This is a genomic window from Pseudomonas sp. KCJK9000 (assembly GCF_046230725.1).
GTDB classification, from domain to species: domain Bacteria; phylum Pseudomonadota; class Gammaproteobacteria; order Pseudomonadales; family Pseudomonadaceae; genus Aquipseudomonas; species Aquipseudomonas promysalinigenes.
Genome location: NZ_JBJJLN010000014.1, coordinates 20648 through 38052 on the forward strand (window position 1 = coordinate 20648; position 17405 = coordinate 38052).

The following is a 17405-nucleotide window of genomic DNA, read 5'->3' on the forward strand; positions in this document are numbered from 1 at the left end:
TTAAGGCAAACGCAAGAGCGGGCCAGTGAATCGAGCACTCGCTCGCGTATCAGTAGCAGCGCCGCCCAACGCACTGCGATGGCTAACTCAAACGGGTGCGCGCTCGCTAATCAAATAATGGGGCTTAGCGGCTTGAATGGTGCATTCGAGTCGCTACCTATCAAAAATGTCAGTTTCGTGCATTTCTGATCTTATGTAAGTTGCTACTTGTTGCGAAATAGCCCATCCATGGAGTGGAACCTGTGCCTAAATCTATCAATTCGCTCGCATTCGCGGGAATGATGTTGTACCTCCCAAGCCTTTATGCTGCCGCAATCGCGACGCCAGCGGCGACTGTGCAAAGCTATCTAGCTCCGTGCTTCGAAGCGGGTAAAAGTGTCAATTGTGAAGTCTCGGCTGTGGCGCTCACCGGGGAGAGCCTCGTACTTGCCAATGACAAGCAAATGCCTAAGGCAGGCGACCCAGCAATATTCACGTTAAAGCTCGACAAGCAAAAGATTGTCGGTACTCCCTCATACTTGGAAAGCAGCGTGCTGCGAAGCGCAGACAAGTTTGAGGGGCTGACCACCACGCTCGACGGGAAGTACGTCATTGCCATCACGGCCTTCAATAAGGAAGGAACAGCGCAGAATCCTTCGGCAGACGCCTTGAATACGCTGCTTTACTGGCCAGTTGGCAATCCAGAGAAAGCAGCGATCATCGTTCCATCGACCCGTGGCCAGATGACCAGCTCGCGTGAGTTACGAGAACGGATCGGTAAAGCGGTAGGCTCGCCTTACTTTCAGATTGAAGCGCTCTCAACCGCCCCTGGTGATCGTCTGCTAGTGGGCATTCGTAAGTACGGAATAAATAGCAAATCCGCAGATTATGCGTTCTTGCTGCTGTCGATTCCTTGCTCAATCAGTGAGCAAGGGGGCGAGCTTGGCGACCAGGTTGAGACCCTGTGGAACCTAACACCTGACCAGTTGGCCCAGGCGCTGGGAATGGAGGCCGGTGCGTATCCAGAGTTGGGTATTTCTGGTGTTGAGTTCGATCGCTACAACCAAGATCGCTTTTACGCAGTCACAAGTTTCGAGCGCGATGACAAGATTGGCGGATTTCTCTGGGTCTTGCCGCTTACCGAAGGCAAACCCGGTAGGCCACAGCCTGTAAGACTAAATGATGGTTCTGCGCTGGCCTTCATCAACAAGCCAGAGGGGGTAGAAGTGCTGGATGGTCGCAGTGTATTGATTGTTCATGACGATGATCGAATGAAAATCAAGGTGCCTGAGAGTAACGTGCAGCGCCAGGACCATGAATTTGTATACAGTGTGGTGACATTCGGGAACAAATAGTTCAGCGCGCACTGGCCGTCGTACACGGGGCATCTTTGTTCCGTAAGACGAAGCCGTTGGCGTGGCACCCCGATTCAAATGGGAATCTTCTATGCACGGGTGTGCGCATCTGCTGGAAACGATGGTCAGTTTGGGTGCTCATCGAAACCTTGACGGCGTGAGCCCATCATTTTTACCAGTAGACGCTGTGCATTCAGAGCTGATTGACTGGACTTACGCCGCTGACCGGGCGCCCTACTATCAAAGGACTGAATAATGCGCTCCCATATGACCTTTTTACTTCTACTCACATCGTTCTGGGGCACCCACGCGGCTGCGTTGGATGCTAACGAAGAGGCCGGTGCTGACGCCCCGCCTGCCCAATTTCTAGTCTACTCGGTAACCTGGCAGCCCACGTTCTGCATCATGCGCCCCATGACTGGAGGTTGTGATCAGGTGCCTCAAGCATTTTTGACCCACGGTATATGGCCGTACAGCGCGAGTGTAGGCGATCGTACCAACCGCCACCCGCAGTTTTGCAGTACCTCTCCAAGCTGTAAGGGTGAGGCTTGCGCAATGAGTGAGAGCGATATGAAGCACGTTCTCGCCAATGAGGCCTTGAGAAAGCTGGTTACCCGCGACCCTGAAGGCATGTTCGCCCATGAGTGGAGGAAACACGGTACCTGTTCGGGAAAAACCGTGCAGCGCTACTTTCAAGATTTCGTCGACCTTAGAAAGTCGGTCGTCATCGAGAATCCGGCGGAATTCGACAGCATGATCGGGCGCGCTACGCCGTTCGCGAAAATACGTAAAGTCTTCCCAGCCAACACGGCATTTCGATGCTACCGAGATCACAAGGGCGAACAATACCTGCACGAAGTTTTTTACCTGGTCGACGAGGGTGGCCATCCCTACGAGCAGGAGAAGAATCTGCAAATTGGTGTCCAGTGTGCTGAGCAGGACACTTGGATTCCTCGGGGGGCGCTCCGATCCGGGGGTTGACGCGCTAATAGAGAATCCGATACCTCATCGGGTATCGGATTCCTGGGGTCAATTGGCTTATTCGAACAGATTCACGATGCTGTCAGACAGCGTGCTGTGCTGCTTCGACCACGCCCCGGTAAATTGATAGATGCCATTAGCCTTGAGATAGTGCTTGATAAAGTGGAAGTGGTAATCTGCCGCAATCTGGAACAGGTAAAGATCACTCTTGGCGTTTACATAGGTCGTGCCATTCTTGTCGAGCACGCCTGCCAACACCGCTTTGGCATCCGGCTCTGGAAGGGTGTCAATCTGTGCCAGGGGTTGTTCGGTCAGCACCCGTTGCCATGCCAATTGCGAAACTAACCGACCTGGTACGAATTTGCCGAGTTCGCAAGGTGTTTCTATCGCTTGTTTGGCATTTCGAAGATTGGCTTTGAATGCCTCATCCATTTCGAGCCGGCGCCCAGTCTTGGCTTGGTGGAACAAACTGGTCAGTTCGACCCAGGCGGCTTCATATTCCCTCGGGTTGTCTCGCTCGATCGTTTTTCTAGGGTCTGACCAGCACGGCTTGTAGCGGAACTTGACCGAGCTGAAGTCTGGGAAGTGCCCTAGCCAGCCGTGGCCCAGGTAGCTGGTTGCATTGGGAGTGGCTTCGAAATTCGAATTGGGCACGTGCTGGGTCAAATAACCAATGGTGCTGTTATGCATGGTCAGCACCGTCTGCTTCCAATCTTGGGACGAGCCATCGGTGTAATAGATACTTTGCCGCCCAAGCCCTTGTTTTAGCGGGTTCCAGGAGTCTGGGTCGTAGTCTGCATCCCAGTAGGTATTCATCACGTTGTCCAGGCCGCAATGGTCTTGATGCGCCCAGGTATCGGCAATCACGTGCGCCCGCACACCCAGCAGAATCAACTTGAACCTGCGCAGAACGTCCGAACGATCGGTGTCTAGTATCTCTGGGCCACCTGCGGCCAGGCTGATGATCCTTGCCAAGCGGTCGTCGTCGGTTGCGCACAGCACGGCGTCCTCGACCAGCTTTCTGGACAGTGCACTTTGCGGCCGATTGAGCATTTGCCCGAACTCTAGGTCTTTCACTGTGCCCGGGTTGTATTTTCTCAATATGTACTCGCCGCCTCGGGTATCACGTTTGATATGGCGAGGCAGGAAATCGGCTACAGCTGCGCCATGGACGTCCTCTCGGCTGGGCGTGCCTGTCGGGTCGTCGTAGTTGCCAGGGATAAAATGATAAGCGCACCATACGCTGTCTTCAGGATGTTTGAAGGTATCCCAATATCCGTGTTGGAAGGTGTAGCGAGGCTTGTCCATCTTGGCAATGATTGTGTAGTGCGCGGACTTCTTTGTCTCACTCACCAATGACCAGTCAGCGTTGTACTCGCCCTCATGAAAGAAGTCGATAAAGTTGGACGCCTTTGCAATCAACGTTGCATCGGCGTTGTCAAACCCTGCACACATTGCTGAGTGGAAAGTGCCGTAATAATGAAAATCCTGATCCATGCTGCCTCCCGTGGGCGGTTATATGATGGAAGTCGCCCGGGGGGAATGTATAGCCGCGACGCAGGCGTGATGTCAAACTGATATCGCTTATTAGTTAATGCCTATCTCTATGATTAAGATTCAATATATTGAAGTGTGTATGTGTGATGCTCGGTAAATAGCGATTCGCTTCGAATATTTCATGGCTTAAGAGGCGAGGGCCCCAGTCATACCCTCTTGAACGGAAAGAGCACGATCAAGATTTTCATGGGGCGAATTCGAACCCGCCTCAATGAGGCACTTCACGTAGCAAGGCGTTAGTGACGGCCCGCATGCTGCGAATGGGATGATTGAAGCAATTGCTCACGCCTGGATGGGTCGTGGCCGGTGATCTTCGACTTTTCGAAGCACTGCTCGATCTGCTCGAAACAACCCTCAATGACTTCCACCAGCCTCGGATCGAAATGCTGGCCAGCCTGCTCCCGGATAAACGTCTGCGCTCGTTGAGCGCTCCAGCTGGGTTTGTAAGGGCGGGGCATCCGCAACGCATCATAGACGTCGCACAGCGCCACGATTCGCGCGGCGAGGGGTATCGCCTCGCCGCTCAGACCCCGTGGATAGCCCGAACCATCCCATTTCTCATGGTGGCAGTAAGCGATCTGCGCCGCCATTTCAGTCAGCTCGTCCATCGCGCCATTGTGCAGAATGCTATAACCGATGCCGGGATGCTCCATGATGACTTGTCGTTCCTGTTCGGTCAGCGGCCCTTGCTTGAGCAGAACGTGGTCAGGAATGCCGATCTTGCCAAGGTCATGCATTGGCGCTGCCATTCTCAGACGCTCGCACCAACTGGCGGGCTGGCCAATCGCTGCTGCGATCAGTGCTGCCGAATCGCCAATTCGTTGGATATGATCACCGGTTTCATTGTCCCGATAACTCGCAGCTCGGCCCAATGCGCGGATCGCAGCGCGGTAGCTTTCCTGCAATTGCAAGGTGCGCTGCAACACCTGTACTTCCAGATCGAGATTGGCCTTCTGTAGGCGGCTGGTGGCCTGCGCCAGGCGCAGACAATTGCGCACCCTCAATACCAGCTCGGGCAGGTCCAACGGTTTGGGCAGATAGTCATTCGCGCCCAATTCCAGGCCTTTACGCCTGCTCTGAGCGTCGGTCAGCGCAGTAAGTATGATGACCGGCTGGCGAGAGCGATCCCGCCCGCTCAGGTGTTCCAGTATCTGAAAACCGTTAGGCTCTGGCATATCCAGATCGAGCAATAGCAAGTCCCATGAGTTGGTCTTCAGCCACTGCAGCCCCGCAGCCGAATCAGAAAAACACGTGACATTTGCCAAGCCGAAGGCTTTCAGGCTTGAGCTGAGCAAGCGCAAGTTAGCAGCGACATCGTCGACGACCACGATGCGCACATCGTCTGGAATATCAGTGAACATGGGTGGACTCCTGTTCCAATAACGCCGTGAGCAATTCAGCGAGTTCTTCACGGCTCACAGGTTTTGCGAGCACTCCCTGAAATTCGATACCCAGCATTGCCAGCTTGCGTGGCTCGCTACCTATCAAGACCACAGACATCTGCGCGGCACCGGCTGCGCGCCGTATTCGGCCGAGCAGCTCCAGCGGCTGCTGCTCGGGATCGCAGTCAAGCAACAGCACATTCGGTGCTCCGTGCTCGCGCGCTCGTATCAGGCATGCCTCCAGCGTGCCGTGCACAAAGCTGGTACGTTTGCTTACCAGCATCGGTAATTGGAGGACGATGTCCACATCGCTGCCGGCATAGAAAACCGTGGGTGAGGCCTCGTCTTGCTTGCATTCCAACTGCTCGGCATCAGGTAGCTCGATCCAGAAGCGGCTACCTTCACCTGGCACGCTGTAGACGCCCATCGAACCGCTCATCAGCCCAGCCAACTCTCGGCATAGCGCAAGGCCGATTCCTGTGCCCTGGATCGCGGTGTTTTCCTTGCCCAAGCGTTGGAACGGCTCGAACAGCTCGGCCTGTAGCTCAGGCTCGATGCCCATACCGCCATCCTCGACATACAGGCGAAGGGCCCCGGCCAGCGACTCGGCGCCTGCGCACAGCATACCCTCGGGGCGGTTGTACTTAATCGCGTTGGAGAGAAGGTTCAAGAGCACTTGGCGCAGACGCCTGGGCTCGGCCTGTACCCAAAAGTTTTCCGGTATAGGCCGCAGCTCAAGCTTGAGCCCGACCGCCTGGGCTTGAGCCGCCATCATTTCAGCGCACTCCTCCAACAATGGGGCGACTTGAACTGGTCGCAGGCTTAGGTGCTGGGTTTCTGCTTGCAGGCTCGACCAGTCCAGCAGATCGTCCACTAGATTGCCGAGGTGGCTGCTCGCTGCCAGGATCTCCTGGGTCTGGTCCCGGACAACTGCATCCTGCACGTGCATCTGCATCAGCTGGCCAAAGCCATGGATGGCATTCAGGGGCGTTCGCAGTTCATGGCTGATGCTGGAAATGAATCGCGACTTCGCCCGGTTCGCCGCTTGCGCTTGGTGGGTTCGCTCCTTGAGGTCGGCCTCGGCCAGCTTGAGCCTGTCGATGTCGACCAACGTGCCTAGCGCAGCGCGCTGGGCACCCACCGAAACATCGAGCATGCGACCTTGGCACAACACCCACAAAGAATTGCCGTCGGCCTGACACACCTTCAACTCCAACTCGATACGTTGGGTATTGCCACTGCGAAGGCTATCGAGCACCCCCTGGAATTGCCTCGCGCTTTGGGCATCAAGCCGTTCCAGGAATGCTTCACGGGATATCTGGTTATTGGGCCACCCCAGGCGCTTGCACAAACCACCGTGCAGGCTCATGCAATCGTCTTCCAGGTGATATTCCCACATGCCCGAAGTGGGGTAATCCATGATCAATGTCAGGCGATGCTGTGCCATGCGTCGATGCAGATCGCTGGTTGCCAACTGCCCGCCCATGGTCAGCACGTCGCCAGCCATCGCGTCGAGTTCTTGAATCTGCGATTCGGCACGCAATGGTTGCCATTGCCCTTTGCCAATTTCGCTCAGCATGCCTCTGATGTCGTCGATGGTTTTGCGTAAACGCTCACTGAGCCTGCGCGAACGCCGCCACAGCACACTGAAATAAGCGAGGTAGAACAGCACCAGACCGGCGATCATCAGGTAGCCGATATTACGATAGTGGGCCGCCAGCGCGTTGGTGGTACTCATGACCGCTTCCTTGTCGACAACTGCCAGCAGATGCCACCCCGTACTGCCAATCGCGCTCCAGGCGATCAAATGCTCTCTGCCTTTGAGCGCCAGTTGCAGGTTGCCTGATGGACTGTCGTTCAATTGGCTGGCCAACCGTGCGGTGTCGCTGCGTAACCTTAAATTGAAGTTCTGTGGTTTGAACTGCTCGGTGCTGAGCTTGTTTTGGCTTGGCACCTTGAGTAACTCCTGCAGGTCGAAATCGTGTTCGGCTTTTTCAGGCATCGCCATGATGGTTCCATCACGTCCCACCAGCAGCATGTAGCCATCCCAAGGCACATTGAGCTTTTCCAGCTGGCCTAAGACGCCGCCGATGGTTACATCGATGCCAATCACCCCTTCGAGGAAGTCGGCTGTGTAGACGGGCGCGATCGCCGACATCATCCAGCCGTGGCCAGCGGGGTCTAGGTAGACGTCGGTCCAACGCGTTTCTCGTTGTGGGTTGTGCGCCGAGTCAGCCAGATAATAAAAATTGAAGTCAGGTATGCGCATATCGGGCGGATATTGCTCGTCGGTGCGAAACCAGGGGTAAATGCGGTTGTAGCTGTCCCAACTGTTGAAATAGAGGCTGGCGATGGTCGCATCATGGCGTTGGATTTCCATGAACACGGTATCCAGCGTGGCCAGCCGGGCGACTTTGTTCAGGTCGTGGTGCTCCAGTGGGGTAGCCGCCGAGTAGAAAGAAGCTGCGCCGCCCACGTCGGTAGCACTGAACCGTGCGCCTTGCGGTGATACTGCCAGGGTTTCAGTGGTTGCCGGGGCTGGGCCCTGCAACGCACGTTGGGTCAGACGTGCGAGCAAGCTTGCAGTGGCGCTGATGTGCTCAAGTTGATTCTCGATGATTTGTGCATTCTGCTCGGCACTGGCGGCCAGGCTTTCGCTGGCACTATGGTCCAGATAGCCCAGTTGTGCATCGCGGATGGCCTGGTTGCTCAGCAGATAGCAGCCAACCAGGACCGTTTCTACGAGCACCAGCGGAATCAATGCGCTGCGCATGAATGCGCGCCACATCCACTGTCGCAACATGACACGGCCATGGCTCTTGCTCATTTCGCCTCCTTGCATGCCGACTGGCAGCAACGATAGTGGCATACAGACACTATTCGTTTTATCGCTCACCAGCTCAAATTTCAAACTCCCTTCGTCGACTCATTCTAGGAAACAAACGAGCATTGCAAACGTGTCTTTTCAGGGCGGAGCGAAATAATAAAAATTTCCAAATCGCAGTGGATATCCCCAGTTTATAAATCGCGGATGCAAACCTGTCGCTTTTACACGTAGATAGAAGGCTAAGTACTGACGTGGCTCAAAGATGCATGCAAAAAACGACAGATGTAACAAGATAATTCTCAGTGGCGGATTGACATCAAATAGCCACCTATTAGGCTCCACTTCATCTCATACCTCAGACAGGTGCCATCACCCAGAACTCCATCCCGACCGCCTCGCCCGAACCGCAGGACGCATGTGAGCGCTAACGACTAGCCATACACATAACATTGCCTACAGCGTTCAAAGAGGGTTTGCATCATGCGAACTAATCTTCCGGTCACTCAAAAAGAACTCGAGTTTTCAGCAGGTCAGCGGCTGATTTCCGCAACCGATCTGCACGGTAAGCTCACCTACTGCAATGACGAATTCGTGGCGGTAAGTGGCTATACCCGTGAGCAACTGCTTGGCAGCCCCCACAACATCGTCCGGCACCCCGATATGCCCAGTGCGGTGTTTGCGCACATGTGGTCCTACCTTAAAGAAGGCAAGAGCTGGATGGGGGTGGTGAAAAATCGCTGTAGCAACGGCGACCACTACTGGGTCAACGCTTATGTCACACCGATCTTTTCCCAGGGCGTGCTGACCGGCTACGAGTCGGTGCGGGTCAAACCTGATCGAGACCAGATCCAGCGCGCGATCGACCTGTACGCCAGGCTCAAGAATAACAAGCAGACCAGGGCTGTTCGCGAGCGCGTGGGGTTCTGGGTACGCATGCTGCTGCCGCCCACGTTGATGGCGGCAGTCAGTGCCGGAGTGTTCGAGCTGGCCGGCACCTTGCCAGGGGCTCTGACCGCCGCCGCTGGCATGTTCGCGCTGCAAGGGCTGGCCGAAGTGTTGACACGCAAGACACTCAACAGCATCCGCAGTGTTTCGGCAGGCAGTTTCGACAGTGAGCTGATCGCTCGAACCTACACCGATGAGCGGGGCATGGCTGGGCAACTGCAGATGATTCTGATCAGTGAACAAGCCAAAATTCGCACGGCGCTGAGCCGCTTGGGCGACTTCGCCAACCAGACAGCGGCGCTTGCGACCCAGAGCCAATCACTGTCCCGCCAGTCCGAACAGGCCCTGACCAAACAGCGGGACGAGGCTGACATGGCCGCCACCGCCATGAACCAGATGGCAATGTCGATTGCAGAAGTGGCCGTGCATATCAATCACACCGCCAAAGCAGCCGATGAGGTCAACCTCCTCACCCAGACCGGTTCGCAGGAAGCGCAAAAGACCCGGCACGTCATCGAGAAACTGGCAGAGACGGTCGAAGCTGTGAGCCATTCAGTCGAGGGACTGGCCAACGAAACTCAGACCATACAGCAGGCGGCGAACATGATCCGTTCGATTGCCGAACAGACCAACCTGCTGGCACTTAACGCGGCCATTGAAGCTGCACGCGCCGGGGAACAAGGCAGAGGTTTTGCCGTGGTCGCCGATGAGGTACGGGCCTTGGCTTCTAAGACTCAGGAGTCCACGCAGACCATTCAGCGCATCATTCAGACCCTTCAGGACGTGGCCAATCAGGCAGTGGCCGTGGCGCGCCAAGGGAGCGGCGAAGCAGTCAGCGGTGTGGCCCAGGTGATCAGCACGCAACAAGCGTTGGACGGTATCAACACCGCAGTCAGCCGTATCCATGAGATGAGCCAACAGATGGCTACCGCTTCAGAGCAGCAGGCCCATGTTGCCGAGGAAATTTCCCGGCAGATCACCAGCATCGCCCAAGTCTCGGAGCAGAACGCCGATATCGCCGAAAACTCTTGCGCGTTGGGCGGCGACCTGGAGAACACCGCTCATGCCCTCAACGCGTTGGTCACACGGTTCAATGGCTGAATCCAATCGGCAAGATGAGGTGAAAAAATGGCTGGTTTACTGGAAACCGTCGACAGCCGCACCCAGCTGGCTGGCAAGAACCGTCTGGAGTTATTGCTGTTTCGCTTCGCGGACAAGCAGCGCTACGGCATCAACGTTTTCAAGGTGCGAGAAATCCTGAAGTGCCCACCGCTGTCGCACTTGCCCGGTTCGCACCCCGTGGTCCGCGGCGTGGCCAACGTACGTGGCAAATCGATCTCGATTCTTGACCTCGCCCGGGCTACTGGCCTACAGGCGTTGGAAAACCTTGAGCAGGCCTACGTCATCATCACTGAGTACAACGGCCGTACTCAGGGCTTTCTGGTCAGTGCGGTCGAGCATATCGTCAACCTGAACTGGGAGCGCATTCATCCGCCACCCGGTGCTAGTGGGCGGCACAACTATCTCACCGCCGTCACCAACGTCAACGGAGCATTGGTCGAAATCATCGACGTGGAAAAAGTGCTGAACGAGGTGTCGCCGGTTGCGGAGCAACTGAGCGAGGCAACCCTTGATGCCGCACTTCGGCAGCAGGCCAGCTGCTTCAAAGTACTGATCGTCGATGATTCTTGCGTGGCGCGGCGGCAAGTTAGCCGGTGTCTGCAGGCTATAGGCGTTCAGGTGTTGGCCTGCAATGACGGCGGCCAAGCGTTGGGAATGCTGAACACCATGCTGGCCGAAGGCAAGCAGCCCCCCAAGGAGCTGTTGATGATGATCTGCGATATCGAAATGCCGGAGATGGACGGCTACACGCTCACCGCGCAGGTTCGCGCCAACTCGCAGCTGGCGAGCCTGCACATTGTGCTGCACACCTCTCTTTCCGGGGCGTTCAATGAAGCCATGGTTAAAAAGGTTGGCGCGGATCAGTTCCTCGCCAAGTTCCGTCCTGACGAACTGGCAGGCCTGGTAACGGCGCGCATCCGTCAGTTCGCTCTGGATACATCCCTCGGCGAGGCAAGTCAGCCATGTTCGAATATCTGAAAGATGTACGTGCTCCAGGCTGCCCAGAGGTGGCTTGCCGTTTGGCTGCCATGGTTGCGCACCCCTATGGGTTGAACAAGCTGGAACGCTTGATGGGCGATATCCTGATTCACGCCGACCATCGTGAGGGCCGTATGTGCCGAGTCGCTCGCCAATTACACATTGCCCAATGGGAGTTGGAGGTCATCTGTGCGTCGCGCAGCGTCGATCAGTTCAACCTTGCTTTGCTGGCAGCCCATGGCCAGCTGGCGAGTATGCTCGAGATGGACTGGGCCGAATACTGCCGCCTGGTATGTAGCGAGCACGTGGTTTAGGGGTTTAGGCCTGGCCGTGCGCAAGTCAGGGCGCAGCGCACGGCCAGGTTCACTCATCGCCGAGCCAGGACGCATTCAGAAGTCGAACGTCACCCCGGCATACAAAGCCCGGCCATCTCCAGGTGAATGCAGCGAGGCATCGGCACCATCAGGGTCGTACCAGACGTACTCGTAGTAGCGGTTGGTCAGGTTCTTCAGTTGCAGGTCCACACTCATCGTTTCGCTGAGCTTGTAGGTCGCGCCCAGGTTCATCAGTACGTAGCCGCCGTACGTGCCCTGGGCATTCTCACGCTCCAGGTAGTAGTTGGTCTGGCCGTTCGCCCAGGCGCTCAGTTGCAGGGCAGGGGTGGCCTGGTAGCTGATGCCGGTGTTCCACAGGTGGTGCGGTACGTGGTCGATTTCCTTGCCTTTGCTGGCGGGCAGTGCGCTGCTGGGCTCAAGGATTTTCGAATACTGCCAGGAATACGACATCCACACTTCGGTACGCTCGTCCGGGTGCAGGTTGACTTGCAGGTCGTAGCCCCAGCGACGCGTTTCACCGACGTTGTCCGACTCGCCACTCGGGTCATTCAAGCGACGGCTCACTTCGCCAGAGGCGTCTTGACGCCAATAGGCCACGCGGCCATCGATCCAGCTGGCTGGGGTGAACTTGACGCCGGTTTCCCAACCTTCGTTGATCGATGGGTCCAGGTCCTCGTTGCGTGGCGGCACCTTGTAGGCTGCAGCGCCCGTCCCGACTTGGAAGGTGCGGCCCCAGTTGGCGTAAACGCTGGCGAATTTCCACGGCGAATAGACAATGCTGAGTTTGGGCTGCTTGATCAGCCCGTAGTCGTTGATGTCGTAGTCCTGCCCGGTGATCTTGTTGGTGAAGTCACCACTGATCTTGTCCACCCGGTACGCGGGCACGATCTTCAGTGACTCGAAGGGTTCGATCTCCGCCTGCACGTAGGCCCCGACGGTGTTGAAGTCGAAGTCCTGGTCGCGGGTCTGGGCCTGACGCACCCGTTCCAGCGTGCGATAGCGTTCGCTGCGGTTCTGCTGCTTCTGCACATCGCTGCCGCCTTCCAGGGCGAAGGCGTGCAGCCAGTCCACCTGCGGCCGCCAGGTCAGCGAGGTGATGGCGCCGTACTGGTCTTCGTAGGTGTCGCGCTCCTGCTGTGAGCTAGTGCGCCAGTACTGCGTCCAGCGGCGGTCGTCGAAGGTGTTGAGGTAGGTCTTGGCCGACCAGGACAGGGTGTCGGCCAGGTCTGTGTCGAAGTGCACGCTGACCTGGTTCATCCGCCGTGTGCCTTTGTCCGTGGCGTTGTAGGCGTTGCTCATGCGCGGATGATGGCGGGCGTCGTCTTCGGTCAGGTAGCCCGCCTCCTGGGCTTCGGACTCGTAGTGGCGGGCGATCAGGCCAAGGCGGTAGCTGCCATCGTCAGGTGTGTAGAACCACTTGCCGCCAAAGCTGTAGCGCTCGGTGTCGGCATGGTCGCGATAGCCGTCGACCTGCTGGCGGCCGAAGAAATAGTTCTGCGTCCAGTTGCTGGTTTCGTTGCCCTTGGCCAGTTGCACTTCGCGGGTGTTGAAGCTGCCGTAGCGCACGCGCGCCTTGTTGTAGTTGCCGCCGGTGCGGGTGTTGATGTTGACGTTGCCGGCGATGTTGTTCAGGCCGTAGCGTGGGTCGCTGGTGCCACGCACCACTTCGATGCTGTCGATGTCCATGGGGAACACCGAGTCGATGAAGGGCATGTTGCCGTCGTTGGTGTTGCTGGGGATGCCATCGATCAGCAACTTCACCGCGTTCACTTCGCCTTCGCCATTGAAGCCGCGAAACGATAATTTGCCCGAGGTGGTGCCCTGGTTGAACTCGGTGAGCATCACTCCGGGCGCGCGGTTGAACAACTCCCAGCTGTAGGTCACGGGCATTTTTTCGAGGATATCGCCGCCCAGGATGTCCACCGAACTGAGCACGCTGCTGGTGGCCAGCGGGCCGCTTTGATTGCCGGTCACGGTGACCGCGCCGAGGGTGAGGGTGGAGTTTTCAGCGGGCAGTGTTTCGGCTACGGCCAACGACAATGGGCTGAGGTTGTACAAAGCGAGCACGGGCAGTACGGCACGTGCGGTGCAACGCAACGCAGACATAAGTGGTTTCCTGGAAACTGTCGGGCAGGGCTGCACACCGCATTCACGGGGCAGCTGTGGGCAAACAACGACGGCTCAGGCCAGGGGGGAGGCGCGGGGGTTCAGCTTTGGCCACTGTTCGCGTGGCAGCGGCAGCCTGTGGCTGTCACCGAGCAGCAGTGCGGCGGGCCAGAAGCGGGGGAACAGGTGGCGATAATAGTCGCTGGCCAGCAAGCCATGCCCGGCGTGCCCGCAACAGCAGTCGCCCGCCGGGTGTTTCGTTTCCGGTTGATCATCGAGTTGCGGCAGCTCGGCCTTGAGCTGCGCCAGCAATGACTTAGGCAGGCTCTGCGCACCGTGCAGGCTGCAGAAGCTGCCGAGGATCAGTGACTGGTTATCGATACGGGGTGTTTGCAAGGCACGGTCGAGGGGCATCGCCAGCAGGTTGAACAGCACGGCGAAGCAGGCAAACAGACACAAATGTGCGCGAGCACGTAGAGTCATGACGCCCCCGGATGGATGAGGCGAGCATTAAGCCGCATCCTGGTGTCGCTGTAAAAGGTCAGCGCTGCGCCACTTTGTCGCGTGATGGCGCAGCAGCTGAACCCATCACAGCACGATGTAGTCGCTGAACTGGCGGATGCCTGCATGTTCGCCCTCGACCAAGTGCACATAACGCCCGCTCACCAGGTCCACCGGCAAACAGTCGTCGATATCGATTACTGCGTCTGTGTGGGGTTTGAACCAGCCCTGTGCCATGCGCTGTTTGCCCAGGCGCTTGGCCTGGGCCTTGTCGACGGCTGCCACCAGCGCGTAACGATGCGCCTCGCCGAATACCTGCCGCTCATAGCCACCCAAGTTCAGGAAAAACAGGCGCATGGAGCCAGGCCCCGGTGCTGCCTGGCTTAGCTCGACCCGGTAGCCATCGACACCGTCGACTTCCAGCCAGGAGTCTATGTGCAGGCCCTCAGGGCTGCCGAACCACGTATGGCGCAGGTGCGGGTGCAGTTGCGCCAGGCTATCGGCCTGGGCAAAAACCACGTCATGTACCTCTATGCGTGCACGAGGGTGGCGACCGCCAAGCATCACGATGTAAAGCATGATCAATCCTATCGGGCAGCGAACAACGCGCTAGTGTGAACACTGCAGCATTGTTCGCCAAGTTCGACCTTGTTCGGCACCCCTCAGAGGCTGCGCCGCCTTAGTAGCGCCACTGCACAGCAACTTCCAGGCTGCGTGGTTCACCCAGGTAGTACTGGGTATTGGTCTGGTGGATGAAACGGGCGTAGACCTCGTCGGTGAGGTTGCGCAGGCGGGCGCTGAGCTGCACGTGCTGGTCCAGGTCGTGGGTCATGGACAGCCCGTAGACGGTATATGACGGTACCCACGCGGTATTGGCGGTGTTGGCGTACACCGACGATACGTAGCGGGCGTCGGCGCCGAGCTGCCAACCGGGTGCCAGGTCGTAGCTCAACCACAGGTTGGCTACCCGGTCAGGGATGTTCACCGGCGTCTTGCCTTTGCGCGAATACACCACACCACTGATGGTCTCGTTGAATTCATCGTATTCGGCGTTCACCCAACTGAAGTTGCCTGCCGCCAGCAACTTGGGCGTTACCTTGAACGAGGCCGCCAGTTCGATACCGGTGGAGGTCTGCTGGCCAGCTTGCTCGGTGGTGTTGGGCACGGTCGAGGAGGGCACCGAGATGTTCTTGCGCACGATCCGGTAAGCCGCCGCGGTAGCGCTGCCGCGTCCGTCGAGGAAGTCGAACTTGCTGCCCACTTCGACCTGCCGCCCGGTGCTGAGGTCGAAGTCACCGACCTGGCTGATCGACGCACTGGTCAGGGTGCCTCCCGGCGGCTCGGCCGAGGTGCTGTACTGGGTATACAGGCTGACGTTGGCGGTCAGGTCGTAGACCAGGCCCAAGCGCCCGGTTATGGCGTCCCAGCGCCGGTCCAGTTTGGCTCGCGCCACGTGGTCGACCACGTCGAAATCGATGTGGTCGTAGCGCAGCGCAGTGACCAACGACAGTTGGTCGGTCAGGCGAGTGCGGTTCTCGACGAAGGCCGAAGTGGTGTTGGTAGTGCTGCTGCGGCCTTTGCTCATGGGGGCGCCCATGCCAGGAATGTCGAGGAAGTGGCCGGGTGCGAAGCCATTGGGGTCAACGGTATCGAACGCACCCTTGGACAGCGGGTAATTGGTCTGCTGGTTGGTGCTGTAGTCCATGCCCAACGCCCAGTCGCTGGCCATGCCCAGCAGCTGGCTCTGATGGGTCAGCTCGACCTTGTCGCCGTTGACTTCCTGGTCGTGGCGCTGGCGGTAGCCACCGGAGCGGGCGATGGCGCTGTTGTCGGCGTTGTAGCGATACACCTCGAGGTTGCGGTAATCGCGCTGGCCGTTGTAGTGGTAGAAGGTATTGCGCAACTGCGTGTTGTCGTCGAAGCGATAGTCGGTGATCGAGCGCAGCCAGCGGGTGCGCTGCTCGTAGCGACCATCCTTGACGTTGTAGTTGTTGAACCGGTTGTGTTTGTCGATATGCAGTGTGCCCGCCAATGGTTGCAGCACCGGCGTGCCCCAGTATGGGCTGTCTTCTTTCTCTTCCAGGTATTCGATGGCCAGGGTGTGGGATAGCTGGTCATTGATGTCGCTCAGCAACGAGAAGGCCAGGTTACCGGCTCCGTTCGCCTGCCGGTCGATATAGCCATTGCTGCTGGTGCGGCTATAGTCGAGCCGAGCATAGTGGCGTGGGCCGTCGCCGGTATTGAGCGCCTGATTGACCCCGACCGATGTTTCCATCGTGTCGTAGCGGCCGTAGCTGATGCGTCCTTCGAAGCTGTCTTGATCGCGGCTGGCCAGCTTGGTGATGACGTTGAGGCTGCCACCTACTGCGCCACTGCCGTTGAGGAATGACGAAGGCCCGCCGAGCAGTTCGACCCGGTCATAGATCCAGGCACCTACCGGGCGTGCGGCGGCGCCGTATTGCAGGTTGATGCCATTGAACAGCTGGCTGATCTGCGCGCCATTGAAGCCTCGGTACGCTACGTAGCCACCCCAGCCGGGCGGTGCCGAGGCGTTTACGCCGGGCAGGGCGTTGGCCGCGTCCTGAAAGTTACGCGCGCCGATGCGCTCCATGGTGTCACGGTCGGCGACACTGACCGAGGCCGGGTTCTCGCGGGCGCTGAGGTTCAGGTTCGAGCCGCTGCCGATCGGACGGTCAAGGTCCAGGCGGGTTGCTTGATTGGGCGGCTCGGCGCTGGCGGTAACGTCGCTGGCGGGCAGGGTGAGGGTGTTGTCCTGCGCCCAGGCACAGGTTGCGCTGCCAACGAGCAGCGCCAAAGTGGTCATGCGGAACATGCAAGGCTTCCTGGCTGAAAGGGTGAGCGCACGCCGTTAGCCGATCAGACGGCATCAAGGCGTGGCGATGTCAGAGCACAAGAAGCGAGGCAGGCGAGGCGCGTGGATTGACCCTTGGCCAGCGTTGTTTGGGCAGACGTGGCGTGGGTTGCCTGGGTAGGAAGGTACGTGGTTCGCTGCCGAGCAAGGCCAGTAGGCCGAAGAACACGGCCAGCAGCGTAGCGCTGAACAGGCTGGCGATTACGCAGTCGGCGCCGGTCGGCAGCACAGGGTCGGCGACGTCCTGGTTGGCACTGCCTGTGCCGCTGCTATGCGCCCCGCACCAGGCGGCGTCGTTCAGGCCGGCCAGGCGCAAACCGGCCATTTGGCCATGCCCCATGGCACACAACAACGAGCCGAACAGGATGCTGAAATACAGCACCCAGGCGACTTTCGAATGTGTGTGGCGGGCCAGCGTCATGGGCAAAGCTCAGGCATTGGTCAGGGCAATCGGCCACGGATTCT

13 protein-coding genes and 1 pseudogene are annotated in these 17405 nt (G+C 58.2%); 6 read left to right on the top strand and 8 right to left on the bottom strand.

The window, feature by feature from the left end:
* The first annotated feature begins 242 nt into the window (after window positions 1–242).
* Together ACK59H_RS08830 and ACK59H_RS08835 are read left to right on the top strand one after the other, a co-directional pair.
* Window positions 243–1334, top strand: coding sequence for a hypothetical protein (locus tag ACK59H_RS08830; RefSeq protein ID WP_230849750.1), 1092 nt, complete (start codon window positions 243–245; stop codon window positions 1332–1334).
* A gap of 267 nt (window positions 1335–1601) precedes the next feature.
* Window positions 1602–2315 (top strand): ribonuclease T2 family protein, encoded by a 714-nt coding sequence (locus tag ACK59H_RS08835; RefSeq protein WP_269057874.1) that lies wholly within the window; start codon window positions 1602–1604, stop codon window positions 2313–2315.
* A gap of 57 nt (window positions 2316–2372) precedes the next feature.
* On the opposite strand, the gene ACK59H_RS08840 is transcribed toward ACK59H_RS08835, so the two are convergent.
* From ACK59H_RS08840 to ACK59H_RS08850, 3 genes are all read right to left on the bottom strand, one after another.
* Window positions 2373–3812, bottom strand: coding sequence for a DUF6765 family protein (locus tag ACK59H_RS08840; protein ID WP_409264405.1), 1440 nt, complete (start codon window positions 3810–3812; stop codon window positions 2373–2375).
* Window positions 3813–4108: 296 nt separating this feature from the next.
* The gene (locus tag ACK59H_RS08845; protein ID WP_081016633.1) at window positions 4109–5233 is read right to left on the bottom strand and encodes an HD domain-containing phosphohydrolase; all 1125 of its coding nucleotides are present in this window, start codon (window positions 5231–5233) and stop codon (window positions 4109–4111) included.
* A complete protein-coding gene (locus ACK59H_RS08850; protein ID WP_060477990.1) occupies window positions 5223–8081 on the bottom strand; it encodes a sensor histidine kinase in 2859 nt (952 codons plus the stop codon). Before ACK59H_RS08850 ends, ACK59H_RS08845 begins: the two co-directional genes overlap by 11 nt.
* A 480-nt stretch (window positions 8082–8561) precedes the next feature.
* Here ACK59H_RS08850 and ACK59H_RS08855 point away from each other — a divergent pair.
* The 4 genes and pseudogenes from ACK59H_RS08855 to ACK59H_RS08870 form a co-directional block, all read left to right on the top strand.
* A pseudogene (locus ACK59H_RS08855) lies at window positions 8562–8831 on the top strand (PAS domain-containing protein); the annotation flags it as partial.
* A 204-nt stretch (window positions 8832–9035) separates the two neighbouring features.
* Window positions 9036–10127: a methyl-accepting chemotaxis protein gene (locus ACK59H_RS08860; RefSeq protein ID WP_371326769.1), complete on the top strand. Its 1092-nt coding sequence runs from the start codon at window positions 9036–9038 to the stop codon at window positions 10125–10127.
* Window positions 10128–10154: 27 nt separating this feature from the next.
* The gene (locus ACK59H_RS08865) at window positions 10155–11126 is read left to right on the top strand and encodes a chemotaxis protein CheV (protein WP_060477988.1); all 972 of its coding nucleotides are present in this window, start codon (window positions 10155–10157) and stop codon (window positions 11124–11126) included.
* Window positions 11111–11440 (top strand): hypothetical protein, encoded by a 330-nt coding sequence (locus tag ACK59H_RS08870; RefSeq protein WP_060477987.1) that lies wholly within the window; start codon window positions 11111–11113, stop codon window positions 11438–11440. Before ACK59H_RS08865 ends, ACK59H_RS08870 begins: the two co-directional genes overlap by 16 nt.
* Before the next feature lie 75 nt (window positions 11441–11515).
* Here the strand turns inward: ACK59H_RS08870 and ACK59H_RS08875 are convergent, their stop codons facing one another.
* From ACK59H_RS08875 to ACK59H_RS08895, 5 genes are all read right to left on the bottom strand, one after another.
* A complete protein-coding gene (locus ACK59H_RS08875; RefSeq protein WP_060477986.1) occupies window positions 11516–13567 on the bottom strand; it encodes a TonB-dependent receptor in 2052 nt (683 codons plus the stop codon).
* 75 nt (window positions 13568–13642) lie between these two features.
* Window positions 13643–14050, bottom strand: a complete 408-nt coding sequence (locus tag ACK59H_RS08880; protein ID WP_060477985.1) for a DUF2946 family protein — start codon at window positions 14048–14050, stop codon at window positions 13643–13645.
* Between the two features lie 105 nt (window positions 14051–14155).
* Window positions 14156–14647, bottom strand: coding sequence for a DUF1543 domain-containing protein (locus ACK59H_RS08885; RefSeq protein WP_060477984.1), 492 nt, complete (start codon window positions 14645–14647; stop codon window positions 14156–14158).
* Between the two features lie 100 nt (window positions 14648–14747).
* Window positions 14748–16901, bottom strand: a complete 2154-nt coding sequence (locus ACK59H_RS08890) for a TonB-dependent receptor (RefSeq protein ID WP_060477983.1) — start codon at window positions 16899–16901, stop codon at window positions 14748–14750.
* 70 nt (window positions 16902–16971) lie between these two features.
* Window positions 16972–17361, bottom strand: coding sequence for a DUF2946 family protein (locus ACK59H_RS08895; RefSeq protein ID WP_060477982.1), 390 nt, complete (start codon window positions 17359–17361; stop codon window positions 16972–16974).
* Between the last annotated feature and the right edge of the window lie 44 nt (window positions 17362–17405).